This is a genomic window from Pseudomonas sp. R1-15, from assembly GCF_051132085.1.
Lineage (GTDB): Bacteria > Pseudomonadota > Gammaproteobacteria > Pseudomonadales > Pseudomonadaceae > Aquipseudomonas.
Genome location: NZ_CP071660.1, coordinates 1,081,886 through 1,105,853, shown reverse-complemented (window position 1 = coordinate 1,105,853; position 23,968 = coordinate 1,081,886). Strand labels below are relative to the sequence as shown.

19 protein-coding genes are annotated in these 23,968 nt (G+C 62.7%); 10 read left to right on the top strand and 9 right to left on the bottom strand.

The window, feature by feature from the left end; translation table 11 throughout:
* The first annotated feature begins 8 nt into the window (after positions 1 to 8).
* The 4 genes from J3P97_RS04770 to J3P97_RS04755 all read left to right on the top strand — a co-directional run bounded on the left by J3P97_RS04770 (position 9) and on the right by J3P97_RS04755 (position 3,810).
* Positions 9 to 674: an alginate O-acetyltransferase AlgF gene (locus tag J3P97_RS04770; protein WP_434625923.1), complete on the top strand. Its 666-nt coding sequence runs from the start codon at positions 9 to 11 to the stop codon at positions 672 to 674.
* A 150-nt stretch (positions 675 to 824) separates the two neighbouring features.
* The gene (locus J3P97_RS04765) at positions 825 to 2,276 is read left to right on the top strand and encodes a mannose-1-phosphate guanylyltransferase/mannose-6-phosphate isomerase (protein ID WP_434569722.1); all 1,452 of its coding nucleotides are present in this window, start codon (positions 825 to 827) and stop codon (positions 2,274 to 2,276) included.
* Positions 2,277 to 2,491: 215 nt separating this feature from the next.
* Positions 2,492 to 2,956: a multidrug transporter gene (locus tag J3P97_RS04760; RefSeq protein ID WP_434673587.1), complete on the top strand. Its 465-nt coding sequence runs from the start codon at positions 2,492 to 2,494 to the stop codon at positions 2,954 to 2,956.
* A gap of 29 nt (positions 2,957 to 2,985) precedes the next feature.
* Positions 2,986 to 3,810: an SDR family oxidoreductase gene (locus tag J3P97_RS04755; protein ID WP_434673586.1), complete on the top strand. Its 825-nt coding sequence runs from the start codon at positions 2,986 to 2,988 to the stop codon at positions 3,808 to 3,810.
* A 688-nt stretch (positions 3,811 to 4,498) separates the two neighbouring features.
* Here J3P97_RS04755 and J3P97_RS04750 read toward each other — a convergent pair.
* Genes J3P97_RS04750 through J3P97_RS04735 form a run of 4 tightly spaced genes read right to left on the bottom strand, consistent with a single transcriptional unit; the run spans position 4,499 to position 9,350 of the window.
* Complete coding sequence (locus tag J3P97_RS04750) at positions 4,499 to 5,362, bottom strand: efflux RND transporter periplasmic adaptor subunit (protein ID WP_434673585.1); 864 nt, start codon at positions 5,360 to 5,362, stop codon at positions 4,499 to 4,501.
* Positions 5,363 to 5,372: 10 nt separating this feature from the next.
* Complete coding sequence (locus tag J3P97_RS04745; RefSeq protein WP_434569726.1) at positions 5,373 to 5,573, bottom strand: DUF1656 domain-containing protein; 201 nt, start codon at positions 5,571 to 5,573, stop codon at positions 5,373 to 5,375.
* Complete coding sequence (locus tag J3P97_RS04740) at positions 5,563 to 7,743, bottom strand: FUSC family protein (RefSeq protein WP_434673584.1); 2,181 nt, start codon at positions 7,741 to 7,743, stop codon at positions 5,563 to 5,565. The genes J3P97_RS04745 and J3P97_RS04740 overlap by 11 nt, the downstream gene beginning before the upstream one ends.
* A gap of 11 nt (positions 7,744 to 7,754) precedes the next feature.
* The gene (locus J3P97_RS04735) at positions 7,755 to 9,350 is read right to left on the bottom strand and encodes an efflux transporter outer membrane subunit (RefSeq protein ID WP_434673583.1); all 1,596 of its coding nucleotides are present in this window, start codon (positions 9,348 to 9,350) and stop codon (positions 7,755 to 7,757) included.
* A gap of 312 nt (positions 9,351 to 9,662) precedes the next feature.
* Between J3P97_RS04735 and J3P97_RS04730 the strand changes: the two genes are divergently transcribed.
* The gene (locus J3P97_RS04730) at positions 9,663 to 10,631 is read left to right on the top strand and encodes a LysR family transcriptional regulator (protein WP_434569728.1); all 969 of its coding nucleotides are present in this window, start codon (positions 9,663 to 9,665) and stop codon (positions 10,629 to 10,631) included.
* Positions 10,632 to 10,658: 27 nt separating this feature from the next.
* Here J3P97_RS04730 and J3P97_RS04725 read toward each other — a convergent pair whose 3' ends face one another.
* A complete protein-coding gene (locus J3P97_RS04725) occupies positions 10,659 to 10,916 on the bottom strand; it encodes a hypothetical protein (protein WP_434569729.1) in 258 nt (85 codons plus the stop codon).
* 342 nt (positions 10,917 to 11,258) lie between these two features.
* Here J3P97_RS04725 and J3P97_RS04720 point away from each other — a divergent pair, with 342 nt between their 5' ends.
* The 5 genes from J3P97_RS04720 (at position 11,259) to J3P97_RS04700 (ending at position 19,277) form a co-directional block, all read left to right on the top strand.
* Positions 11,259 to 12,416 carry an efflux RND transporter periplasmic adaptor subunit gene (locus J3P97_RS04720; RefSeq protein ID WP_434673582.1) on the top strand — a complete coding sequence of 386 codons (1,158 nt, stop codon included), beginning with the start codon at positions 11,259 to 11,261 and terminating at the stop codon, positions 12,414 to 12,416.
* Positions 12,413 to 15,526, top strand: a complete 3,114-nt coding sequence (locus J3P97_RS04715; RefSeq protein WP_434673581.1) for a multidrug efflux RND transporter permease subunit — start codon at positions 12,413 to 12,415, stop codon at positions 15,524 to 15,526. Before J3P97_RS04720 ends, J3P97_RS04715 begins: the two co-directional genes overlap by 4 nt.
* A 9-nt stretch (positions 15,527 to 15,535) precedes the next feature.
* Entirely contained in the window at positions 15,536 to 16,210 is a 675-nt protein-coding gene (locus tag J3P97_RS04710) for a heavy metal response regulator transcription factor (RefSeq protein ID WP_434569732.1), read from the top strand.
* Positions 16,185 to 17,564 (top strand): heavy metal sensor histidine kinase, encoded by a 1,380-nt coding sequence (locus tag J3P97_RS04705; protein WP_434673580.1) that lies wholly within the window; start codon positions 16,185 to 16,187, stop codon positions 17,562 to 17,564. The genes J3P97_RS04710 and J3P97_RS04705 overlap by 26 nt, the downstream gene beginning before the upstream one ends.
* Positions 17,565 to 17,792: 228 nt before the next feature.
* Positions 17,793 to 19,277 (top strand): sensor domain-containing diguanylate cyclase, encoded by a 1,485-nt coding sequence (locus J3P97_RS04700; protein WP_434674505.1) that lies wholly within the window; start codon positions 17,793 to 17,795, stop codon positions 19,275 to 19,277.
* Between the two features lie 232 nt (positions 19,278 to 19,509).
* Here J3P97_RS04700 and lpxC read toward each other — a convergent pair whose 3' ends face one another.
* From lpxC to J3P97_RS04680, 4 genes are all read right to left on the bottom strand, one after another.
* Complete coding sequence (lpxC, locus tag J3P97_RS04695; protein ID WP_030139673.1) at positions 19,510 to 20,421, bottom strand: UDP-3-O-acyl-N-acetylglucosamine deacetylase; 912 nt, start codon at positions 20,419 to 20,421, stop codon at positions 19,510 to 19,512.
* A 112-nt stretch (positions 20,422 to 20,533) separates the two neighbouring features.
* Positions 20,534 to 21,727 carry a cell division protein FtsZ gene (ftsZ, locus tag J3P97_RS04690; protein WP_305496634.1) on the bottom strand — a complete coding sequence of 398 codons (1,194 nt, stop codon included), beginning with the start codon at positions 21,725 to 21,727 and terminating at the stop codon, positions 20,534 to 20,536.
* A gap of 97 nt (positions 21,728 to 21,824) precedes the next feature.
* Positions 21,825 to 23,084, bottom strand: a complete 1,260-nt coding sequence (gene ftsA, locus J3P97_RS04685) for a cell division protein FtsA (RefSeq protein ID WP_058542749.1) — start codon at positions 23,082 to 23,084, stop codon at positions 21,825 to 21,827.
* Between the two features lie 15 nt (positions 23,085 to 23,099).
* Positions 23,100 to 23,966 (bottom strand): cell division protein FtsQ/DivIB, encoded by an 867-nt coding sequence (locus J3P97_RS04680; protein ID WP_434569734.1) that lies wholly within the window; start codon positions 23,964 to 23,966, stop codon positions 23,100 to 23,102.
* Between the last annotated feature and the right edge of the window lie 2 nt (positions 23,967 to 23,968).

Here is a 23,968-nt window from a genome sequence, read left to right as displayed (position 1 = left end):
GGTCCACCATGACTTTCAACACTACTCCTCGCCGTCTCGCTGCTCGCTCCTTCAAGGCCGTTGCCCTGGTCGCCAGCATGAGTGCCCTGTCCTTCTCAGCGTTTGCCGGTGACTCGGCCCTGTACGGCCCGGTCGCGCCAAAAGGTTCGAGCTTCGTGCGGATCTACAACGCCAGCAACGCCGAAGTCAGCGCCACCGTCGGCAGCACCAATATCAGCGACGTGGCCCCACTGGCCAGCAGCGACTTCAGCTTCATGCCTGGCGGCGACTACAGCGCGAAGGTGGGCAGCCAGACCGTACCGGTTAAACTGGCCTCCGATCACTATTACACCCTGGTCAACAACGCCAGCGGCCAGCCACAACTGATCGAAGAGCCACCGTTCAAGAACAAGCAGAAATCCCTGGTCCGCATGCAGAACCTCAGCGACAAGCCGCTGACCCTCAAGACCGCTGATGGCAAGACCGAAGTGGTTCCGAACGTAGCGGCCAAGGGCCGTGGCGAACGTGAAATCAACCCGGTGAAAGTGAGCCTGGCACTGTACGAAGGCGACAAGAAAGTCGGCGACGTCAAGCCTGTTGCCCTGGAGCGTGGCGAAGCGGCCGTGCTGTACGTAACCGGCTCCGGCAGCAGCCTGTCGCCAGTCTGGGTGAAACGCCCGGTGTCGACCCGCTGATGAGTTTTCCTGACTGACGCCCAGCCTGTGGGAGCCAACCTGCTCCCACTTTGAACCGAGGCGTCATTCAGGCACGGAACAACAACAAGAGAGTGAAACGACAGAACGCAGTAGCTCTGAAACCATTTCGATTTTGTAGGAGTAACACACATGATTCCGGTGATCTTGTCAGGTGGTAGCGGCTCACGTCTTTGGCCGCTTTCGCGCAAGCAATTCCCTAAACAGTTCCTGGCCTTGACCGGCGAACATACCCTGTTCCAGCAGACCCTCGAGCGCCTGGTGTTCGAAGGCATGGACACGCCGATCGTGGTCTGCAACAAGGACCACCGCTTCATCGTCAACGAGCAGCTGTCGGCCCGCAACCTGGAAGCCCAGCGCATCCTGATGGAACCGTTCGGTCGCAACACGGCACCTGCCGTGGCCCTGACTGCGATGATGCTGGTCAATGAAGGCCGCGACGAACTGATGCTGGTGCTGCCGGCCGACCACGTCGTCGAGGACCAGAAGGCCCTGCAACGCGCCCTGGCGCTGGCCACCGTGGCCGCCGAGCGTGGCGAAATGGTGCTGTTCGGCGTACCGGCGACCAAGCCGGAAACCGGTTATGGCTACATCAAGTCGACCAACGATGCCCTGCTGCCTGAAGGCGTCAGCCGCGTTTCGCACTTCGTCGAAAAACCCGACGTCAAGCGCGCCACTGAGTTCGTCGATGCCGGCGGTTACTTCTGGAACAGCGGCATGTTCCTCTTCCGCGCCAGCCGCTTCCTCGAAGAGCTGAAAAAGCACGATCCGGACATCTACGACACCTGCCTGCTGACTCTGGAGCGCAGCGAGCAGACCGCCGACACCATCACTTTTGACGAAGCCACTTTCGCCTGCTGCCCGGACAACTCCATCGACTACGCCGTGATGGAAAAAACCCAACGCGCCTGCGTAGTGCCGCTGTCGGCCGGCTGGAGCGATGTCGGCTGCTGGTCGTCGCTGTGGGAAGTCAATCCGAAGGACGCCAACGGCAACGTCACCAAGGGCGACGTCGTGGTGCAGGACAGCCGCAACTGCATGATCCACGGCAACGGCAAGCTGGTGTCGGTGATCGGCCTGGACAACATCGTCGTGGTCGAAACCAAGGACGCCATGATGATCGCCCACAAGGACAAGGTCCAAGGCGTGAAGCAGATGGTCAACACCCTCAATGCCCAGGGCCGCACCGAAACCCAGAACCACTGCGAAGTCTATCGTCCATGGGGTTCCTACGACTCGGTGGACATGGGCGGTCGTTTCCAGGTCAAGCACATCTCGGTCAAGCCGGGCGCGTGCCTGTCGCTGCAGATGCACCACCACCGCGCCGAACACTGGATCGTGGTCAGCGGCACCGCCGAAGTGACCTGCGACGAGAATGTGTTCCTGCTCTGCGAAAACCAGTCGACCTACATCCCGATCGCGTCGGTCCACCGCCTGCGCAACCCGGGCAAGATCCCGCTGGAAATCATCGAAGTGCAGTCCGGTAGCTACCTGGGCGAAGACGACATCGAGCGCTTCGAAGACATCTACGGTCGCTCCACCCCGATCGAACGCGGCGTGTCGGTGAAGACCATCGCGCAGTAACAACTAGTAGCAACAACCAGTAGCAACGATCAGCAGTAACGATCGGCAACAAAAGATCAGTCGTACAAGAAGCCCCCGTCCAGCCCACTGCGTCCCCTATCCGCAGCGGGTTGGGCGGGGGCTTTTTCCTGGGCGTTCGGTGACCCATCCAGGGAGCAATACCCATGGCCCGCCCCCTTCGGTAGGATGTGGCGACGGTCACGGAGGCTTCAACCATGTTTATCGGCGTCTTGCTGGTCATCACCTGGCTCATCCTGCTGTTGCGCTACCCGGCCAAGGCATTGCCGGTGTCCCTGGCGGCGTTTGTCGGGTTGGGGCTGGTGGCGGCATGGGTACTCTGGGAAGAGAACCGGGAAACCCGGCAACTGGCACGTCTGGACCTGCGCGTCACGTTCGCTCCTGACCAGTGCCCCGCCGATCGCCCACTGCTGCTGAAAATGCGTAACGGCAACGACGTGCCCCTGACCGAACTGCGCTGGCGAATCGCAGCCTATGCCCCCGGCGATACCATCAACCTGGCGGACAACCAGTACAGCTCACCGCGCTACCGCGGCCCTGGCGAATTGCAACCCGGCGCCGACTGGCAGGACTGCCTGCCGATACCGCCACTGCGCCCCGGCTACCGCCCGCAAACCCTGGAGTTTCGTGCCGAGCGACTGCAAGGTAGTTTCTCCAACTGACCCTCCCATTTTTGCACAAGGAAAGCGCCATGCCCGTTGCGTTGATCACCGGTTGTTCCAGCGGCATCGGCCGCGCCCTCGCCGAGGCTTTCAAGGCCGCCGGTTACCAGGTCTGGGCCAGCGCGCGCAAGGATGACGACGTGGCGCAGTTGCGCGCCGCCGGGTTCACCGCCGTGCAGCTGGATGTCAACGACGCTCAGGCACTTGAACAGTTGGGCGAGCGGATCAACCAGGAACATGGCGGCCTCGATGTGCTGGTCAACAACGCCGGTTATGGCGCCATGGGTCCGTTGCTGGATGGCGGCGTGCCGGCCATGCAGCGTCAGTTCGAAACCAACGTGTTCGCCATCGTCGGCGTGACCCGCGCGCTCTTTCCCGTGCTGCGCCGGGCGAAGGGGATGGTGGTGAATATCGGCAGTGTTTCCGGTGTGCTGGTCACGCCATTTGCCGGGGCGTACTGCGCCTCCAAGGCTGCCGTGCATGCCTTGAGTGATGCGCTGCGCATGGAACTGGCGCCATTCGGGATCCGCGTGATGGAGGTCCAGCCCGGTGCCATTGCCTCCAGCTTCGCGAAAAATGCCGGGCATGAAGCCGAGCAGTTGATCAGCGAACAATCGCCCTGGTGGCCCCTGCGTGACGGTATCCGCGCCCGCGCCAAGGCCTCCCAGGACAACCCCACCCCCACCAGCGAATTCGCCGCCGCGCTGCTCAAAGCCGTGCAACAACCCAAACCACCGCGCTTGTTGCGTCTGGGCAATGGCAGCCGGGCGTTGCCGTTGATGGCCGGTCTGTTGCCCAAGGGGTTGCTGGAGAAAGGCTTGATGAAGCGGTTCGGGTTGGGTCGGTCGTTGTAACTATCAAGGCTTGCAAGCTTTGCTGTTGTGGCGAGGGAGCTTGCTCCCGCTCGGCTGCGCAGCAGTCGCAATCCGGCTGATGCGGTTTACCTGACGCACCGCAATGGCTGGTTTGGGGCGGCTTCGCCGCCCAGCGGGAGCAAGCTCCCTCGCCACGGGTGAAAGAAAATCCAAGAGCAACCGGTAAAAAAGTGGGAGCGAGCCTGCTCGCGAATACGGTCTCACAGTCAACATTGATGTTGGCTGAACCACCGCTATCGCGAGCAAGCTCGCTCCCACAGGGGACTTTGGGTGAACACAACATTCATGCCCGCCGAAGATCCAGCGTGGGAGCGAGCTTGCTCGCGATGACGGCGTGTCAGTCACCGTCCATGCAGCTGACTCACCGCTTTCGCGAGCAGGCTCGCTCCCACAGGGGACTTTGGCTGAACACAACATTCATGCCCGCCGAAGATCCAGTGTGGGAGCGAGCCTGCTCGCGATGACGGCGTGTCAGTCACCGTCCATGCAACTGAACCACCGCTATCGCGAGCAGGCTCGCTCCCACAGGGGACTTTGGGTGAACACAACATTCATGCCCGCCGAAGATCCAGTGTGGGAGCGAGCTTGCTCGCGAATACGGTCTCACAGTCAACATTGATGTTGGCTGAACCACCGCTATCGCGAGCAAGCTCGCTCCCATAGGGGCTCAGCGCTTGTCGTGGGGTTCTACCACCACCGTGCACGTCATCCCCGCCGCCAGCAGCACGCCATCCGGTACTTCATCCAGATGAATACGCACCGGCACCCGCTGGGCCAGGCGCACCCAGTTGAAGGTCGGGTTCACGTCGGCAATCAGTTCCCGGCTCTCGGGGTTGTCGCGGTCGTAGATGCCCCGGGAGATACTTTCCACGTGCCCCTTGAGCAGTTCGCCACTCATCAACTGCAACTGCGCGGCATCGCCGACCCGCACCTTGGGCAACTTGGTTTCCTCGAAGAAGCCATAGACCCAGAACGAATTCATGTCCACCACGGCCATCTTCGCCTCGCCGATGCGCGCATAGTCGCCACGGTGCACATTGAGGTTGGTGACGTAGCCGTCCACCGCCGCACGGACCTCGGTGCGAGCCAGGTTCAGCTCGGCCGCCTCCAACTGCGCCTGGGCGTGCTGGTAATCAGCCAGGGCCGAGTCGGCGATATTGCTGGCGTCGTCACGGTTCTCCCGGGAAATCACCAGGCTGTCCAGGTCGGCGCGCCGATGGGCATTGACCTTGCGCATCTCCCAGGTGGCCTTACGGGACGCCACCAGGGAACGCGCCTGCTTGACCGCAATGCGGTAATGCTCGGGGTCGATGCGCATCAGCAAGTCCCCCTTCTTGACCAACTGGTTGTCGCGCACCGGCACCTCGATCACTTCGCCGCTGACGTCGGCGGCGACATTGATGATGTCGGCCCGGACCCGGCCATCGCGGGTCCATGGGGTGTTCATGTAATGCACCCACAATGTCCGGCCGATCCACAGCGCAAGCGCCAGCACCAACAGCGTCGCCAGCAGGCTGAAAAATTTCTTCATCGCATCGATCTCAACGGTAGACCGTCAGCGCCAGCGCGCCGAACAGGCAAGTGAACAGGCTCAGGCGCAGCAGCGCCGGATGCCAGAAAAAACGGTACAGATCCAGCCCCGAGAGGAAACGATCCAACGCCCAGGCGAGGCCGGCGGCGATGAAAAACATCAGGGTCATGGTCGGCATGTATACGCCGTGGAAGGCGATCTCACGGAGCATGTTCAGGTTCCTGGGGCAGCGACGCGGCATAAGCCGCCAAGGGTGATTGCGGGTCCATTAGGGAGGTACGGATGAAGTGCAGGTAGCTCTTTACCCGGCGCAGGGCGGAGGTGTCGAAATGCGGGGCGAAAGGTTCGTCAGTGGCCTGGACCCGGCTGATGGCCTGGTCCACCGCGACCAGGGCACGCTCCAGGTTGTTCTGGCCAGGCCGGCGGAACAGCCGCACCAGCGCCCGCCCCATCACCCGGATCGCCTGGCGCCATGGCTGGCTTTCGGCATAGGCCGGATGCACCGGCAGCGTCGCCTGTTCCTTGCGCAACTCGATGATCGCGTGGCCGACTTCCAGCACCACGAACATCCAGCGCAGCAAGTCCCGTTGCACTCTGGGCTGCCCCGCCGCCAGCCCGTAGGCCTGGTGCAGCAGATCGCGGGTACGGCTCTCGAAACCCAACGCCAGGCCCTTGAGCTTGCCACTGATGGAGAACACCACTTGTTCGCGCAAGTCCTGTTCGAGCCGGCGCCACATCCAGCGGCTGTTGGGCGGCAGGATGATCGCCCCGGCAGCCGCACACACCAGCATGCCGAGGATCATCGCGAGGTAGTCGTTGATGAAGGCGTAGGGGTTGTAGACCGTCAGGTTGTCCGGTACCGAGCCGGTGCTGAAAAAAATCAGCAGGCCCAACCCGACCCCGGCGTATTGCGCACGTGAGCTGAGGAATGCGCCGAGCATGATCACGGGCGCCAACATCACGCAGAGCAAGGGGAAGCCGTCGATCAAAGGGAAGATGAAGAACATCTCGACGAATCCGATCAACGCCCCGAACAACGTGCCGCAGGCCATCTGGAACGCCATGCGCTTGGGGTTCGGCGTGGCGGCCGACAAGCCCACGGTGGCGGCGGCGATCATCGTCATGGTCGCACCGCTCGGCCAGGCCGTGGCGACCCAATAGCTGCCCAGCACCACCAGGATGAAGGCAGCACGAAAACCGGCAGCCGCGGCGGCCAGGCCATTGGTCTGCGACACAAAGGGTTCGTCCCAGCGCTCACGTTCGTGGCGGTGATCGGCCAGTGACGCGTGGGTCTGGGCGTAGCCATGCAGGTCTTCGACGAAGCGATAGAGCAATTCGTATGCAGTATGGAAATCCAGCTGCTGCGCCTCACTGGGATCCGTCTCTTGAAATTGTCCCCGCAGTTGGCGCACCCGGGCTGGCAAGTCGGCCTTGTAGGCCGCCAGCGCCGCCGCCAGACGCGTCGCATCGGCGTCGGTCAAGGCCCGCGCGCTGAAGCCGTCGAGCAATTCGGCGAGGGTTTGCAAGCCGGGTTTGATCGCGTCCACCACCGCATCGGCCGCGCCATTGCGCAAGCGTTCAAGCAACTGATGCAAGGCGTTGAAGCGCGTGGTAACGCCCATGAATTCGCTGTTCAGGCGACTGAGTCGGCCGTTGCGCCGGCGCATGTGCGGGTCTTCGAACACGGTCACGCTGCGCAGGCTTTCCAGGCCCACCGCCTCGGCGATGAAAGCGACGTTGCGTGCCTCGAATGCCTCGGGTTGGCTGCGTCCGCGCAAGCCATCGGTGACGAACAGGGCGAACACGCCGAAGCGCTGGTAGAGCGCGTTGCGCATGGCCGCGCTCGCGGTTTGCGGCAGGATTGCAGCGCTGATCGCGGTGGCGCAGAGAATCCCCAGGGCAATCTCCAGCACCCGCCACACCGCCGCCATGAAAGCCCCTTCCGGATGGGCCAGGGCCGGCAGGCCGATCATCGCCGCGGTGTACCCGGCCAACACAAAACCGTAGGCGCGAAAGTTGCGATAACGCGCTGCTCCGGCCGAACAGATGCCGACCCAGATCGCCAGGCAGCCGAGAAACAACTCGGTGTTCTGGGCGAACAGGGCGATCAGCGCCACCATCACCGTCGAGCCGGCCAAGGTACCGAGCAGGCGATAAAAACTCTTGGCGAAGACCTGGCCACTCTGCGGCTGCATGACGATGAACACGGTGATCATCGCCGTACGCGGTTGCGGCAACTCCAGGCGCATCGCCAGCCACAGCGTCAGGAACGCGGCGAGCAATACCTTGAAGATGTAGACCCAGGTCACCCCATCGCTGCGGGCCCAGTCGAAAAAGCCACGGCGCCATTCGAGGCGATGAAGCCGATGTAAATACGTCACGGAAGGCCTGCTCAGCATCGTGGCGAGGGAGCTTGCTCCCGCTTGGGTGCGCAGCATCCACCTGAAGGGACGGCGCAGCACCCATCTGAAGAACCTGGGGCTGCTTCGCAGCCCAGCGGGAGCAAGCTCCCTCGCCACAGGGGAGCGCTTGCCACAGGCATGTCGCTGCCGGCCTCCAGCCCGCCGCCCAATGCGGTGACCAAGACGGCATGGGCGCTCAGCCGCGCTGCCTCTACCTGCTGTTGCACCTGTTGTTGCTTGAACAGCAGGCTCTGGGCGTTGAGCACGTTGAGGTAGTCGGTGAGCCCACGCTGGAACGCCACCAGCGCGATGTCGTAGGTGCGCTGGGCGGCGGCCACCGATTCGGCGGCGAAGGCCTGCTGCTTGTCCATCGACTCACGGCGAATCAACTGATCGGAAATGCTCTTGAGGGCATTCACCAGCGTCTGGTTGTAGCGCGCCACGGCGATGTCATAACCCGCCGCAGCCTCGCCCAACTCGCCACGCAGGCGTCCGCCATCGAAGATCGGCAGCGAAATCGCCGGGCCGACGTTGTAGGTGAGCTTCTTGCCTGTCAGGAACTCCAGCGCCCCACCGCCAGTAGCCATGTAACCCAGGCTACCGACCAGGTCGACGTTGGGGTAAAAACCCGCGCGCGCCACCTCGACTCCACGGGCCTGGGCCGCCACCTGCCAGCGCGCGGCAACCACATCCGGGCGCTGGCCGAGCAGTTCGGCAGGCAACGCCGATGGCAGTTTCAACGGAGCCCCCAGCGCCAGGCTCGGCCGTTGCAGGCGCGCGCCGTCGCCCGGGCCCTTGCCGGCCAGCGCCGCCAATTGATTGCGGCTCAGGGCAATGGCTTCGTCGAGGGCATCGAGCTGACGATGGGTTTCCGGCAATGGCGCCTGGGCCTGGCTGACTTCGAAATGGGTGCCGATGCCACCGTCCAGACGCTTTTGCGCCAGTTCGAGGATCTGCTCTTGCTGATGGAGGGTTGCGGCGACGATGTCGCGTTGGGCGTAATGCAACGAAAACCGGATGTAGGCGCGCACGATATTGTCCTGCAATTCCAGCTGCGCTTGCCGCGCCTCGGCGACGCTGACATGGGCCAGGTCGACGGCCCGCTCGCTGACGCTGCGCTCGCGGCCCCACAGGTCCAGGGCGTAGCTCAAGCCCAGGGCGGCGCTGTTGTCCCACGTGGTGGTGTCGGCCAGTTCGCCAGGGCCATAGAACTGATCGGTGGGCCAGTTGTGGCGCTTGAGGGCCGACTCGCCATTGATCTGCAGCGACTCGGCGGCCTCGGCGACACCCGCCATGGCCTTGGCCTGGCGCACCCGGGCGACGGCCATGGCCAGGCTCGGGCTGTCCCGCACGGCCAGGTCAATCCAGCCGTCCAGTTGCGGGTCACCATAGGCTTTCCACCACTGACGGGTCGGCCAGTGAGCATCGCGGGCAGCCTCGCGTATCGCCGCATCGGTCGCCAACTGGTTGGCCAATAAGAGCTCGCCTTGCGGCGCGATCCCTCCCGTCCCGATACAACCGCTGATGGTCAGCGTCAAAACCCAAACACTGAGAGTCTTCAGCTCTCTGCTGATGCAACGCGGCACGGGCGCAATATTCCTGAGATGGAGAGGCAAGAGGAGACGATAAGAATTTCGCCCTGGAACACGCCTGTGGGAGCGAGCCTGCTCGCGAAAGCGGCCGCGCAGGCACACCGAGAACAACTGTGGTGCCTATTTCGCGAGCGGGCTCGCTCCCACAGGATCCAGGACTGGCGGCAATTCTAGGCATCACCCCCAACGGCGATAAGCCGACCTTTCTGCGAATCTTTGTTACCGTTATCGTGATAATCCATTAGTCGGGGTCCCGCATCTCTGTAACTTCATGTCACAATTTGGCACCTCCCAAGAGAGCCCTCCATGGACACTTTGCAAAACATGCGTGCGTTCAGCTGTGTTGCCGAAGCCGGCAGCTTCACCGCCGCCGCCGCGCAACTCGACACCACCACGGCCAACGTCTCGCGTGCGGTTTCCAACCTGGAAGCGCATCTGCAAACCCGTCTGCTCAACCGCACCACTCGCCGTATCGCCCTGACCGAAGCCGGCAAGCGCTACCTGCTGCGGTGTGAGCAGATCCTGGCGTATGTCGAAGAGGCGGAAGCCGAGGCCAGCGATGCCCATGCGCGCCCGGCCGGACAATTGAAAGTCCACACCATGACCGGCATCGGCCAGCATTTCGTCATCGATGCCATCGCCCGTTATCGCAAGACGCACCCGGACGTGACCTTCGACCTGACCCTGGCCAACCGGGTGCCGGACATCCTCGACGAGGGCTACGACGTCTCGATCGTACTCGCCAGCGAGTTGCCGGACTCCGGCTTCGTGTCCCAGCGCCTGGGAATCACTTACAGCATCGTCTGCGCGTCGCCCGCCTACGTGAAGGCCAGCGGCTGCCCGCAGAAACCCAGCGACCTGCTGAACCACGCCTGCCTGCGCCTGGTCAGCCCGGTCATTCCGCTGGAGAAATGGGTGTTCGACGGCCCGGAGGGCCAGGAGATGGTCACCATCAACAGCTCACCGTTCCTGGTGAATTCTGCCGATGCGATGAAGACCGCGATCACCAGCGGCATGGGCGTGGGCGTGCTGCCGGTGTACGCCGCCATCGAAGGCTTGCGCAACGGCACGCTGGTGCGGGTCATGCCCAACTACCGTTCCCAGGAACTGAACCTTTACGCCATTTACCCTTCGCGCCAATACCTGGATGCGAAGATCAAGACGTGGGTCGAATACCTGCGAGGCTCGTTGCCGGAAATCCTCGCGGCGCACCAGGCCGAACTGACGGCCTATGAATTGAGTGGAAGCCTGACGGGAGCACGGGTCGCGAACTGAATCCGCGACCGCGCGCCGAGGGGAAGATCAGCGTTTGCCCATCGAACGACGCGTGCCGGGAGGCGCGGCGCCGGGGGTCTTGGTATGGCCATTCTTCGCGCCATTCTTGTACCACGGTTGCTGGCCAGCGCCTTTGGCCGCTGCCAGTTCACCAGGTTTGAACGGGAACTTGAAGGCTGGAATCGGCGCCTTGTCATCGTCGGCGCTGGAAACATCGCTGTCGGTCTGGCCAGACGATTCGCCTGGCAAGCGTTCGTCTGCGGGCGATGGTATTGGGGAAGTCATTTGAGTTATTCACTTGAGTGGGACAACAAACCGTGGCGAGGGAGCTTGCTCCCGCTGGGCTGCGAAGCGGCCCCATTTCTGTGAGCGCTTCGCACTCAAGCGGGAGCAAGCTCCCTCGCCACAATTGAGTATGCGTGGCTCGGTAGCCGAGCCGCGAAACGCAGCAGTATACCTGCGCGAAATCGCGGTGCCACGGAGCAGATGCAGCGGTGGAGTTCCGTCTGACGGGAAACCAAGACAAAACTGACAGCCCTGACAGCTAGCCGTCACCTTCCTGACGGGCTCACAACGCTATATAAGAAAGCCAGGAATTCCTCCGTCCCGAACCGGCGTTTCACGTTCATGCCTATCCAGAAAAAAACCGTCCTGCTCGTCGCGTTACTGATCGCCCTGGCCGCCCTCGCCCTCTGGTTCATCATGAAGCCCGTCGCCAGCAAACCCAGTGCTTCCACCGCCGTGCCAGTGAAGGTGATAAGCGTTATCGAGCAGGATGTGCCGCGCTTCGCCAGCGGCATCGGCACGGTCTTGTCGCTGCACAGCGTGGTGATCCGTCCGCAGATCGACGGCATCCTCACCAGGCTGCTGGTCAAGGAAGGGCAACTGGTCAAGAAGGGGGACCTGCTGGCGACCATCGATGATCGCTCGATCCGCGCCAGCCTCGACCAGGCCCGCGCCCAGCTCAGCGAGAGCCAGGCGCAACTGGCCGTGGCCCAGGTCAACCTCAAGCGCTACAAGCTGCTGAGCGTCGATGACGGCGTATCGAAGCAGACCTACGATCAGCAACAGGCGCTGGTCAACCAGCTCAAGGCCACTGCCCAGGGCAACCAGGCGGCCATCGATTCGGCGCAGGTGCAGCTGTCCTACACGCAGATCCGCTCGCCGGTGAGCGGTCGCGTCGGCATTCGCAATGTGGATGAAGGCAACTTCCTGCGCACCAGCGACTCCGAGGGCCTGTTCACGGTGACCCAGATCGACCCCATCGCCGTGGAGTTCTCCTTGCCCCAGCAAATGCTGCCGACCCTGCAGCGATTGATCGCCGCCCCGGACCAGGCCTTGGTCAAGGCCTACATCGGGGCCGACGGCGCGACCGGGGAATTGCTCGGCGAGGGACGGCTCAGCCTCATCGACAACCAGATCAACACCAACACCGGAACCCTGCGGGCCAAGGCCGAATTTAATAACGCCGCGCAACGGCTGTGGCCGGGGCAACTGGTGACGCTGAAAATCCAGACCGCCATCGACAAGGGCGCCCTGGTGGTGCCGCCCACCGTGGTCCAACGCGGGCTGGAGCAACATTTCGTCTATCGGGTCAAGGGTGACAAGGTCGAAAGCGTGCCGGTGCAAATGGTTTACCAGGACAGCGACAGGCACATCATCAAAGGCGTGAACGCCGGCGATCAGCTGGTGAGTGACGGCCAGTCACGCCTCAAGCCCGGCGCCAGCGTCCAGGTGCTCAGCGATCCGCCTGCCCTCGCCAAGACCGGGCAGGCGCAGCCATGAAGGGCCGCGGCTCGATATCGGCGTGGTGCATCGACCACCCCATCGCCACGGTGCTACTGACGTTCGCCCTGGTATTGCTGGGGTTGATCGCCTTTCCCCGCCTGCCCGTCGCGCCTTTGCCCGAGGCGGAATTCCCGACCATCCAGGTCAACGCCCAACTGCCCGGCGCCAGTCCCGAAACCATGGCATCGTCCGTGGCGACCCCACTGGAGGTGCAATTCAGCGCCATTCCCGGCATTACCCAGATGACCTCAAGCAGTGCGTTGGGCTCGACCAACCTGACCCTGCAATTCAGTCTCGACAAGAGCATCGACACCGCCGCCCAGGAAGTGCAGGCGGCGATCAACACCGCCGCCGGCAAGCTGCCCAATGACATGCCGAACCTGCCGACCTGGCGCAAGGTCAACCCGGCCGACAGCCCGGTGCTGATTCTCAGCATCAGCTCCGACCTGATGCCAGGCACCGAACTGAGTGATTACGTCGAGACGCTGCTCGCCCGCCAGATCAGCCAGATCGACGGCGTTGGGCAGATCTATATCACCGGCCAGCAGCGGCCGGCGATCCGGGTCCAGGCCTCGGCCGACCGGCTTGCCGCCATCGGCCTGACCCTCGCCGATATTCGCCAGTCCCTGCAGCAGGCCAGCCTCAACCTGGCCAAGGGCGCGCTGTATGGCGAGTCGAGTATTTCCACCTTGTCCACCAACGACCAGCTGTTCAAGCCGGAGGAATACGGCGAGCTGATCGTTTCCTACCGGGACGGCGCACCGGTCCATCTCAAGGACATCGCCAAAGTCGTCAACGGTTCGGAAAACGCCTACGTGCAGGCCTGGTCCGACGATCAGCCCGGCGTCAACCTGGTGATCTTCCGCCAGCCGGGGGCGAACATCGTCGAGACGGTCGACCGCATCCAGGCGGCGCTGCCAACCCTGGAAGCCATGCTGCCGGCCGCCATACAGGTCAAGGTGATGATCGATCGCACCCAGACCATTCGCGCTTCGCTGCATGAAGTGGAAATCACCCTGCTGATCGCGGTGCTGCTGGTGGTGGCGGTGATGGCGCTGTTCCTGCGCCAGCTCTCGGCGACATTGATCGTCTCGGCAGTGCTCGGGGTGTCGCTGACCGCCAGTTTCGCGCTGATGTATGTGATGGGTTTCAGCCTCAACAACCTGACCCTGGTGGCGATCGTCATCTCGGTGGGGTTCGTGGTGGACGACGCGATCGTGGTGGTGGAGAACATCCACCGGCACCTGGAAGCCGGCGATGGCATGCGCGAGGCGGCGATCAAGGGTGCCGGGGAAATCGGCTTCACGGTGGTGTCCATCAGTTTCTCGCTGGTGGCGGCGTTCATTCCGCTGCTGTTCATGGGCGGCGTGGTCGGGCGGCTGTTCAAGGAATTTGCCCTGACCGCCACTTCGACCATCCTGATTTCCGTCGTGGTGTCCCTGACCCTGGCGCCGACCTTGGCCGCCTTGTTCATGCGCGCCCCGAAACATCACGCGCAGGCCAGGCCGGGTTTCGGCGAGCGCTTGCTCGGCTGGTACGAACGCGGCCTGCGCCGGGCCCTGGCCCACCAGAAACTGATGATCGGCGTGTTCGGCCTGACCCTCGCCCTCGCGGTCGTGGGCTACGTGTTCATCCCCAAGGGTTTCTTCCCGGTCCAGGACACCGGCCTGGTGCTGGGCACCAGCGAGGCGGCCGCCGACATCTCGTTCCCGGACATGGTGGCCAAGCACAAGGCCCTGGCCGAGATCGTCGCCGCCGACCCGGCAGTGCAGACCTTCTCGCACTCCGTCGGCGTCTCGGGCAACAACCAGACCATCGCCAACGGCCGTTTCTGGATCGCCCTCAAGCCTCGGGGCGAGCGCGATGTATCGGCCAGCGGCTTCATCGACCGGATCCGCCCCAAGTTGCTGAAGATTCCCGGCGTTGTGCTGTACCTGCGGGCCGGACAGGACATCAACCTCAGCTCCGGCCCGAGCCGCGCCCAGTATCAATACGTGCTCAAGAGCAACGACGGGCCGACCCTCAACGCCTGGACGCAGAAACTCACCGACAAGCTGCGCAGCATTCCGGCATTCCGCGACATTTCCAACGACTTGCAACTGGGCGGCAGCATCACCCACATCAACATCGACCGCAGCGCGGCGGCACGTTTCGGCCTCACCGCCAGCGATGTCGACCAGGCGCTCTACGACGCTTTCGGCCAGCGGCAGATCAATGAATTCCAGACCGAGACCAACCAGTACAACGTCATCCTGGAACTCGACACCCAGCAACGCGGCAAGGCCGAAAGCCTGGCGTATTTCTATCTGCGCTCGCCGCTGAGCGGGGAAATGGTCCCGCTCTCGGCCCTCGCCCGCTTCGACGCACCGACCAACGGCCCGCTGTCGATTGCCCACGACGGCATGTTCCCGGCCGCCAACCTGTCGTTCAACCTCGCACCGGGCGTGGCGCTGGGGGATGCCGTGCGCCTGCTCGACCAGGCCAAGAACGAGATCGGCATGCCCGCCGCCATCACCGGCAGCTTCCAGGGCGCGGCCCAGGCGTTCCAGAGTTCGCTGAAAAGCCAGCCGTGGCTGATCCTCGCCGCACTGGTAGCGGTGTACATCATCCTCGGCGTGCTCTACGAGAGTTTCGTCCATCCGTTGACGATCATCTCCACCTTGCCCTCGGCCGGCCTCGGCGCGTTGATCATGCTCTGGCTGTTGGGCCAGGACTTCTCGATCATGGCGCTGATCGGCCTGGTGCTGCTGATCGGTATCGTCAAGAAGAACGGCATCCTGATGATCGACTTCGCCCTCGATGCCCAGCGCAACGGCGGGATGGCGCCGCAGGAGGCGATTTTCCAGGCCTGCCTGACGAGGTTCCGTCCGATCATGATGACGACCCTGGCCGCCCTGCTCGGCGCCCTGCCGCTGATGCTCGGCTATGGCCCCGGCGCGGAGTTGCGCCAACCACTGGGCATCGCGGTGGTCGGTGGCCTGCTGGTGAGCCAGGCACTGACGCTGTTCACCACCCCGGTCATATACTTGTGGCTGGAGCGATTGTTCCATCGGCCCGCGCCTCGACCCGGTTCTGCGCCGACGGCGGCGCTGGCAAATGCAGACTGAGGCCGGGCCATGCGCGTTCTGATCATCGAAGACGAAGAAAAAACCGCCGACTACCTGCACCGCGGCCTGACCGAACAGGGTTACACCGTGGACGTGGCAGGGGATGGCGTCGAAGGGCTGCACCTGGCCCTGGAAAGCGACTATGCGGTGATCGTGCTCGACGTCATGCTGCCGGGCCTCGACGGCTTTGGCGTGCTGCGGGCCCTGCGCGCCCGCAAGCAGACGCCGGTCATCATGCTCACCGCCCGCGAACGGGTCGAAGATCGCATCAAGGGCCTGCGCGATGGCGCCGACGATTATCTGGGCAAGCCGTTTTCGTTCCTGGAGCTAGTGGCCCGCCTGCAAGCCCTGACCCGCCGCAGCAGCGGCCATGAACCGGTGCAGGTGAGCATCGCCGACCTGTGGATCGACCTGATCAGCCGCAAGGCCAGCCGCGCCGGGCAGCGCCTGGACCTGACCGCCAAGGAGTTTTCGCTGCTCAGCGTGCTGGCTCGCCGCCAAGGCGAGATCCTTTCGAAAACCGCGATTGCCGAAATGGTCTGGGACATCAATTTCGACAGCGACGCCAACGTCGTCGAAGTGGCGATCAAACGCCTGCGGGCCAAGCTCGACGGGCCTTTCGAGCACAAGCTTCTGCATACCATCCGAGGGATGGGTTATGTGTTGGAGAATCGCGGTGAGTAACAGCATCGCCCTGCGCCTGAGCGGCATGTTCACGCTGGTGGCGGCGCTGGTGTTCCTGTTGATTGGCGGCGGCTTGTACCAGCAGGTCGAAAAAGGTCTCGGCCTGTTGCCAGAGGCGGAGCTCGATGCCCGCTACAGCGTGCTGGAGTCCACCGTCGGCCGCTATGGCACGCCGGAGCACTGGGTCAAGATCAACAACAAGCTGCGCTTGCTCGGCGAAGAGGACAAACGCATCCACTTCTGGATCGTCAGCGATGACCCGCGCTTTGAATACGGTAACCCCGATGCACAGATCCGTGCCTTCGCCGCAGGTCCATTGGGCAAACGTGACCTGAAGCTGGCGACGCAGCATTACCCGATGAAAGTGCTGGTGAGCCAGTTCCCGGCCAAGGACCAGCGGCCGCCGCTACGGTTCATGATCGGTATCGACACCGAGACCTTCTACCAGACCCAGCATCGTTTGCTGGTCGCGCTGGTGAGCCTGGCGATCGTCGGCGTGCTGCTGGCCTCGTTGCTGGGCTACTGGGTGGCGCGCATCGGCCTCAAGCCACTCATCAAGTTGTCGGACGAAGCCCGGCGCCTGGCCCCGCCCCGGCTCACCGGGCGCTTGCAATTGTCGCCGCTGCCACCGGAACTCAATCAGTTCGTCAGTTCTTTCAACGCAACCCTGGACCGCGTCGAGCAGGCGTATTCAAGGCTGGAGTCATTCAATGCCGACGTGGCCCATGAACTGCGCTCGCCACTGACCAACCTGATCGGCCAGACGCAGGTGGCGTTGACCCGTGGGCGCTCGGCAGAGCATTACTTCGAAGTGCTGCAATCGAACCTCGAAGAGCTGGAGCGACTGCGTTCGATCATCAACGACATGTTGTTCCTGGCCAGCGCCGACCAGGGCAGCAAGGCCACCAAGCTGACCACGACCTCCCTGGCCGATGAGGTGGCAACCACCCTTGATTATCTGGACTTCATCCTCGAAGACGCCCAGGTCCAGGTTCGCGTCAGCGGCGATGCCCAGGCCAGTATCGAGATCGCCCACCTGCGCCGGGCCTTGATCAATCTGCTGAGCAACGCCGTCCAGCACACCGCGCCCGGCCAGGTGATCGACGTGGACATCGAAGCCACCGGCGACCAGGTCACCCTGGGCATCACCAATCCCGGCGAGCCTATCGCCGGCGAACACCTGCCGCGCCTGTTCGAGCGCTTCTACCGGGTCGACGTCTCCCGCAGCAACAGTGGCGCCAACCACGGCCTGGGCCTGGCCATCGTCAAGGCGATTGCACTCATGCACGGCGGGGATGTATTCGTGCGCAGCGACCGTGGTGCCAACACCTTCGGGATCCGCTTGCCGGCCTGAGGAGCAAGCCCGCCCAAGGACAACACTGTGGGAGCGAGCCTGCTCGCGAAGTCGGCAGTCCATCCAACCTCGATGTCCATGCAATAAGCCACGATGTGGATTGCTCAATTCCAGTGTCACAAGCACAATCTTGCAAAAGGCCAGCATTGTCTGATGCCAGTCATCCGTTGTTAAAGATGAGCAGCCTATGGGAAGGATCCCAGCCACATGACAATGCAGATCGGAATCATGAGCGCGAGCAGTGCAACACCCGGCAACATCCCGCTTTCGATACGTTCGGAACGGGTACTCGTTTTGGCCAGCTCGCTGGTTGTCATCGCCATCCTAGCTATCGTGACGTTCCTGCTGATCCGGGAACACGCCAGCGCGCAGCAGGCAGCGACGCGCGCGGCGAGCAACATTGTGCAGTTGATCGACGCCGACGTACTGCGCAATGTCGAGCTCTACGATCTTTCGCTGCAAGGCCTGATTGCCGCAGCGAAACGCCAGGATCTCCAGGACGTTTCGCCAACGATCCGCCACCTCGCCCTGTTCGACCGCGCCACCGCAGCCCCTTATAAAGGCGACATATTGCTGCTCGACAAGCGCGGCGACGTGGTCGCCGATTCCGCTTCGGTCGAACCGCGCAAGGGCAATTACGCCGATCGGGAATATTTCCAGTCCCATCTGCAGGATCAGGGCCCGGGCATGAAGATCAGCCGTCCGTTCCGGGCCCGGAGCAGTCCGCATGATTGGCGCATCAGCTTCAGCTACCGCTTGAACGACGACCGGGGAGAGTTCATGGGTGTGGCCGAGGCTGCAATGCGCCTGGGCTACTTCAGCCAGCTCTTCAAGAGCTTGAACATCGGCCATGGCGGCACGGTCAACCTGGTCAGCCGCGACGGGATCCTGTTGGCTCAGGAGCCGCCTCTGGCCGAAGACATGATCGGCAAGGATTTCAGCAGTCGACCGAACTTCGTGCGGATCCTGCGCGAAGGCGATGGCAGTTTTACCAGCGTGTCCAGCGTGGATCAGAAGCAGCGGCTGTACACCTTTTCCCAGGTAGGTAATCTGCCGCTGATCGTCGTGGTCGCGCTCTCTTCCCAAGAGGTTTTCGCGTCATGGCAACGCACGGCGCTGCTGGTCAGTGGCGCCACGGGCGCGCTGTGCTTCAGCTTGCTCTGGCTCACCTGGCTGCTGCGTCGGGAATTAAGACGCCGGCACACCGCTGAACGGGAACTGGCCCTGCTGGCATCCGTCGACCCGCTGACAGGCCTGGCCAACCGCCGGACGCTGGACCAGACGCTGCAACTGGAGTGGCTGCGCGCCCAGCGCTCCGGTCAACCGTTGTCGATCCTGATGATCGATGCCGACCACTTCAAGGCGCTCAATGATCGCCTGGGCCACCAACGCGGTGACGAGGCGTTACGAACCCTGGCGCAACTGATCGGCGGGTACGTGCGCCGACCGGCCGACCTGGCGGCGCGTTATGGCGGTGAAGAGTTCTCGGTGGTGCTGCCGGAGACGACGACCGCAGGAGCGTTCACCATGGCGCAAAACATTCGCGAAGCCGTTGAGCAACTGCCCGGCGACGCCCCCATGACCGTCAGCATCGGCATCGCTACGTGGGCGAACGGGCCTTACAACGAACTTGAGGCGTTGCTGCTCGCCGCCGACAAGGCGCTCTACCAGGCCAAGGCCAGTGGACGTAATCGAGTTGTTTGTGCGATGTAAGCCTTGCTCCTGCTTTTGTGGCGAGGGAGCTTGCTCCCGCTGGGCCGCGAAGCGGCCCCAGAGAGATAGCGACTCGCTCGCCTGATCCACCGCAGACCAGGTTGAGGACTGCTTCGCAGTCCAGCGGGAGCAAGCTCCCTCGCCACAAAAGCCTTTCGCAGCCGACATAAAACCCAGCCATAAAAAAAGGCCACCCGAAGGCAGCCCTTAAAAAACTAGAGAGGTTTTTTGCTTACACGGCCGCTACAGGGCGCATGTAAGAGATTGGTGCGGTGCTGGCGTCTTCGAACGTCACGACTTCCCAAGCGTCTTTCTGCTCAATCAACTTGCGCAGCAGCTGGTTGTTCAGTGCGTGGCCGGACTTGAAGCCCTTGAACTCACCAATCAGGCTGTTGCCCAGCAGGTAGAGGTCGCCGATTGCATCGAGGATCTTGTGTTTGACGAATTCGTCTTCATAACGAAGGCCGTCTTCGTTCAACACGCCATCGGAATCGACCACGATCGCGTTTTCCACACTGCCACCGAGTGCGAGGTTGTGCTTGCGCAGGTACTCGATATCACTCATGAAACCAAAGGTACGCGCGCGGCTGACTTCTTTGACGAACGAAGTGCTGGAAAAATCCACGCTTGCACTCTGGGTGCGGTCACGGAAAACCGGGTGATCGAAATCGATCTCGAAGCTCACCTTGAAACCTTCGAAAGGGACAAAAGTGGCGCGCTTGTCGCCGTCTTCCACTGTCACTTCCCGCAGGATGCGGATGAACTTCTTGGCCGCGTCCTGCTCTTCCAGGCCAGCCGATTGAATCAGGAATACGAAAGGTCCGGCGCTGCCATCCATGATCGGGACTTCGGACGCGGAGAGCTCGACGTAGGCGTTATCGATGCCCAGGCCAGCCATGGCCGAGAGCAAATGCTCCACCGTGTCCACTTTGGTGTCACCGTTGACCAGCGTGGTCGACATAGTGGTTTCACCAACGTTTTCCGCGCGAGCAGGAATCTGCACCACAGGGTCGAGGTCGGCACGACAAAACACAATGCCGGTGTCGACAGGCGCGGGCTTGAGGGTCAGATAGACCTTCTCGCCGGAGTGCAGGCCGACACCTGTGGCACGGATAATATTCTTCAGGGTGCGTTGTTTAATCATGGCATGGGCCGCTTCAGCGCAAATTGCGAACTGGTATCAACAAAGGCTGGCGATGATAGCAGACCAGACCTTTGCTGAACACCAATCACCCGTATACCCCTGATACATTCCATCAATCGGCCTGACGACGCAGGAATGCCGGGATGTCCAGGTAATCCAGATCGTCTTGCGGATTCATCTTCGCGGCAGTCGCAGCACCGGCCTGGGCCTGGTTGCGCATGACGGTCGGACGGTCCAGGTCACGGTAGTTCACCGCGGGAGCTTCCTGACGAGCGGCAGCTTGCTGCTGTGGCTGCGAAGCCATGGCGGTCTGCACGGTGTTGTCGATCACCTTCATAGGTTTCTCGATTTTCGCGCCCAGGCCAGTGGCAACCACGGTCACGTGCAGTTCGTCACGCATGTCCGGATCGATAACGGTGCCGACCTTGACCATCGCGTGGTCGGAAGCGAACGCCTCGATGATGCTACCCACGTCGGAGTACTCGCCCAGGGACAAGTCCGGACCGGCGGTGATGTTTACCAGGATGCCGCGGGCGCCCTGCAGGTTCACATCTTCGAGCAGCGGGTTGCGGATGGCCGCTTCGGTGGCTTCACGTGCACGGTTCGGACCGCTGGCGCAGCCGGTGCCCATCATCGCCATGCCCATTTCGGACATCACGGTGCGTACGTCGGCAAAGTCGACGTTGATCATGCCCGGACGCTTGATGATGTCGGAGATACCGCGAACGGCACCGGCCAGTACGTCATCGGCCTTGGCGAAAGCCGACAGCAGGCTGGCGTCCTTACCGAGGATGGTCAGCAGCTTCTCGTTGGGGATGGTGATCAACGAGTCGACGCTTTCGCTCAGCGCGCGGATGCCTTCATCGGCGATCTGCATGCGCTTGCGGCCTTCGAACGGGAACGGACGGGTCACCACCGCAACGGTGAGGATGCCCATTTCCTTGGCCACTTCGGCAATGATCGGCGCTGCACCGGTACCGGTACCGCCGCCCATGCCAGTGGTGATGAACACCATGTTGGTGCCAGCCAGGACTTCAGCGATGCGCTCGCGATCTTCCAGGGCAGCCTGACGGCCAACCTCGGGATTCGCGCCGGCACCCAGGCCCTTGGTCACGCCGGTACCGAGTTGGAGGATGGTCCGCGCGCCGATGTTTTTCAGCGCCTGAGCATCGGTGTTGGCGCAGATGAACTCAACGCCTTCGATGTTGCTCTTGACCATGTGGTTGACAGCGTTGCCGCCGCCACCGCCGACACCGATTACCTTGATAACCGGGCTGGCGGGGATGTTGTCTACGAGTTCGAACATTTTCCCTCTCCTTTCATTCTCTAGTTTTTTCGCCTACTGCGTTTGTTGCCGTCTTGCAACGCCGGGCCTGAAACCCGACGCCTGAATCTGAAATCGTTTAGAAATTGCCCTTCACCCAAGCCTGGAGCCGCTCGAACAGCGGTGCCTTGGGCTCTTCGCTGCTATAGCTGTCACGGCTGCCGATGCCTGAGAACGAGATCCCGTCGGACTGCTTTTGCAGGCCGTACATCAACAGGCCCACACCAGTCGAATAGATCGGGTTGCGCACCACGTCATCCAGGCCCTTGACGCCATGGGGCACGCCCAGGCGCACCGGCATGTGGAAAATCTCTTCGGCCAGCTCGACCGCGCCTTCCATCTTCGACGTACCGCCGGTCAGCACGATGCCGGCCGGGATCAGGTCTTCGTAGCCGCTGCGGCGCAGTTCGGCCTGGATCAGCGTGAACAGTTCGTCGTAGCGCGGCTCGACCACTTCGGCCAGGGCCTGGCGCGACAATTCGCGCGGCGGACGGTCGCCGACGCTCGGCACCTTGATGGTTTCACCGGCACCGGCCAGCTTGGCCAGGGCGCAGGCGTAACGGATCTTGATTTCCTCGGCGTACTGGGTCGGGGTGCGCAGCGCCATGGCGATGTCGTTGGTCACCTGGTCGCCGGCAATCGGGATCACTGCCGTGTGGCGGATGGCGCCTTCGGTGAAGATCGCGATGTCGGTGGTGCCACCGCCGATGTCGACCAGGCACACGCCGAGTTCTTTCTCGTCGTCGGTCAGCACCGAGTAGGCCGAAGCCAGTTGCTCGAGGATGATGTCGTCGATTTCCAGGCCGCAGCGACGCACACACTTCTCAATGTTCTGCGCGGCGTTCACGGCGCAGGTGACCACGTGGACCTTGGCTTCCAGGCGTACGCCGGACATACCCAGAGGCTCGCGTACGCCTTCCTGGTTATCGATCACGTAATCCTGCGGCAGGGTGTGCAGCACCCGCTGGTCGGCCGGAATCGCCACGGCCTGTGCCGCGTCGAGTACGCGCTCAAGGTCGGCGGAGCTGACTTCACGGTCCCGAATCGCCACGATGCCGTGGGAGTTCAGGCTGCGGATGTGATTGCCCGCGACACCGACGAACGCCGAGTGGATCCGGCAACCGGCCATCAGCTGCGCTTCTTCGATGGCGCGCTGGATCGATTGGACGGTGGACTCGATGTTCACCACCACGCCTTTCTTCAAGCCACGGGACGGGTGTGTACCGATCCCGACGATGACCAGCGTGCCGTCGTCCGCGACCTCGCCTACCAGCGCTACCACCTTGGAAGTGCCGATATCCAGACCGACGATCATTTTTCCGCTTTGCACGTTTGCCATGGGTCCTGCCTCTTCTTAATTCTTCGCGACGGCGGGTTCGGCCGTCGTCGGCGCTACAGGTTCCCGCCAGCCAACAGCGAGGCCGTTGGCGTAGCGCAGATCGATGCGCGCAATGTTCGTAATCTGTTCTTTGAGCGTCTTGTCATAGATGGCAATGAAGCGGCGCATCTTTTCCACCAGGTTGCCGCGCCCGAGCAACAGCTCGATGCCCGGCCCCGAGCTGCCCGCGCCAGTGGTCAGGAACCAGCTGCCGCGCTCACGCAATTCCAGGCGCGCGATGGAGAAGCCCAGTGGGCGCAACATCTGACTCAACACCTGATATTGCTGCATCACTTGCTGCTGGGCCCGCTGTGGACCGAACAGTTGTGGCAAATGTTCATAATTGGCCAGTTCCCGTGGCGTAAACGCCTGGCCCTGATTGTTCAACAGCGACTCGTCGCCCCAACGGGCCACCGGCAACTGCTCTTCCAGACGAATCGACACCTGGTCCGGCCATACCCGCCGCACTTCGGCGTGGGCGATCCAGGGCATCTGCTCCAGCTCGGTGCGCATGCCCGCCAGGTCGATGGTGAAGAAGCTCGACGCGACGAACGGAGCGATCCGCTGCTGCACCGCCTGCTGGCTGATGTAGCTCAGGTCACCCTGGACGTTGATCCGGGCGATCGGCCGATCGGCATAAGGCAGCAGCCGCTGCGCGCCTTCATACGTGCCGAACCCCAATACCACCAGCATCACCGGCCAGAACAGGCTCTTGAGAAAGCCAAAATTGGCTTTCGGCAAGCGCGCCGACATCGGCTCTTTGGCCACCATTCGGCTGGCACCCCGCGGCACCGGCTTGCGACCGGGTGCGGATGGCTGATGACGAAGCGATGCGCCTTGCATGG

Coding starts and splice junctions, on each gene's coding strand:
- J3P97_RS04700 (WP_434674505.1), top strand. CDS start 17,793: ATGAGCGCGAGCAGTGCAACACCCGGCAACATCCCGCTTTCGATACGT.
- J3P97_RS04760 (WP_434673587.1), top strand. CDS start 2,492: ATGTTTATCGGCGTCTTGCTGGTCATCACCTGGCTCATCCTGCTGTTG.
- J3P97_RS04755 (WP_434673586.1), top strand. CDS start 2,986: ATGCCCGTTGCGTTGATCACCGGTTGTTCCAGCGGCATCGGCCGCGCC.
- J3P97_RS04705 (WP_434673580.1), top strand. CDS start 16,185: ATGTGTTGGAGAATCGCGGTGAGTAACAGCATCGCCCTGCGCCTGAGC.
- J3P97_RS04720 (WP_434673582.1), top strand. CDS start 11,259: ATGCCTATCCAGAAAAAAACCGTCCTGCTCGTCGCGTTACTGATCGCC.
- J3P97_RS04710 (WP_434569732.1), top strand. CDS start 15,536: ATGCGCGTTCTGATCATCGAAGACGAAGAAAAAACCGCCGACTACCTG.
- lpxC (WP_030139673.1), bottom strand. CDS start 20,421: ATGATTAAACAACGCACCCTGAAGAATATTATCCGTGCCACAGGTGTC.
- ftsZ (WP_305496634.1), bottom strand. CDS start 21,727: ATGTTCGAACTCGTAGACAACATCCCCGCCAGCCCGGTTATCAAGGTA.
- J3P97_RS04725 (WP_434569729.1), bottom strand. CDS start 10,916: ATGACTTCCCCAATACCATCGCCCGCAGACGAACGCTTGCCAGGCGAA.
- J3P97_RS04750 (WP_434673585.1), bottom strand. CDS start 5,362: ATGAAGAAATTTTTCAGCCTGCTGGCGACGCTGTTGGTGCTGGCGCTT.
- J3P97_RS04730 (WP_434569728.1), top strand. CDS start 9,663: ATGGACACTTTGCAAAACATGCGTGCGTTCAGCTGTGTTGCCGAAGCC.
- J3P97_RS04770 (WP_434625923.1), top strand. CDS start 9: ATGACTTTCAACACTACTCCTCGCCGTCTCGCTGCTCGCTCCTTCAAG.
- J3P97_RS04745 (WP_434569726.1), bottom strand. CDS start 5,573: ATGCTCCGTGAGATCGCCTTCCACGGCGTATACATGCCGACCATGACC.
- J3P97_RS04680 (WP_434569734.1), bottom strand. CDS start 23,966: ATGCAAGGCGCATCGCTTCGTCATCAGCCATCCGCACCCGGTCGCAAG.
- J3P97_RS04715 (WP_434673581.1), top strand. CDS start 12,413: ATGAAGGGCCGCGGCTCGATATCGGCGTGGTGCATCGACCACCCCATC.
- ftsA (WP_058542749.1), bottom strand. CDS start 23,084: ATGGCAAACGTGCAAAGCGGAAAAATGATCGTCGGTCTGGATATCGGC.
- J3P97_RS04765 (WP_434569722.1), top strand. CDS start 825: ATGATTCCGGTGATCTTGTCAGGTGGTAGCGGCTCACGTCTTTGGCCG.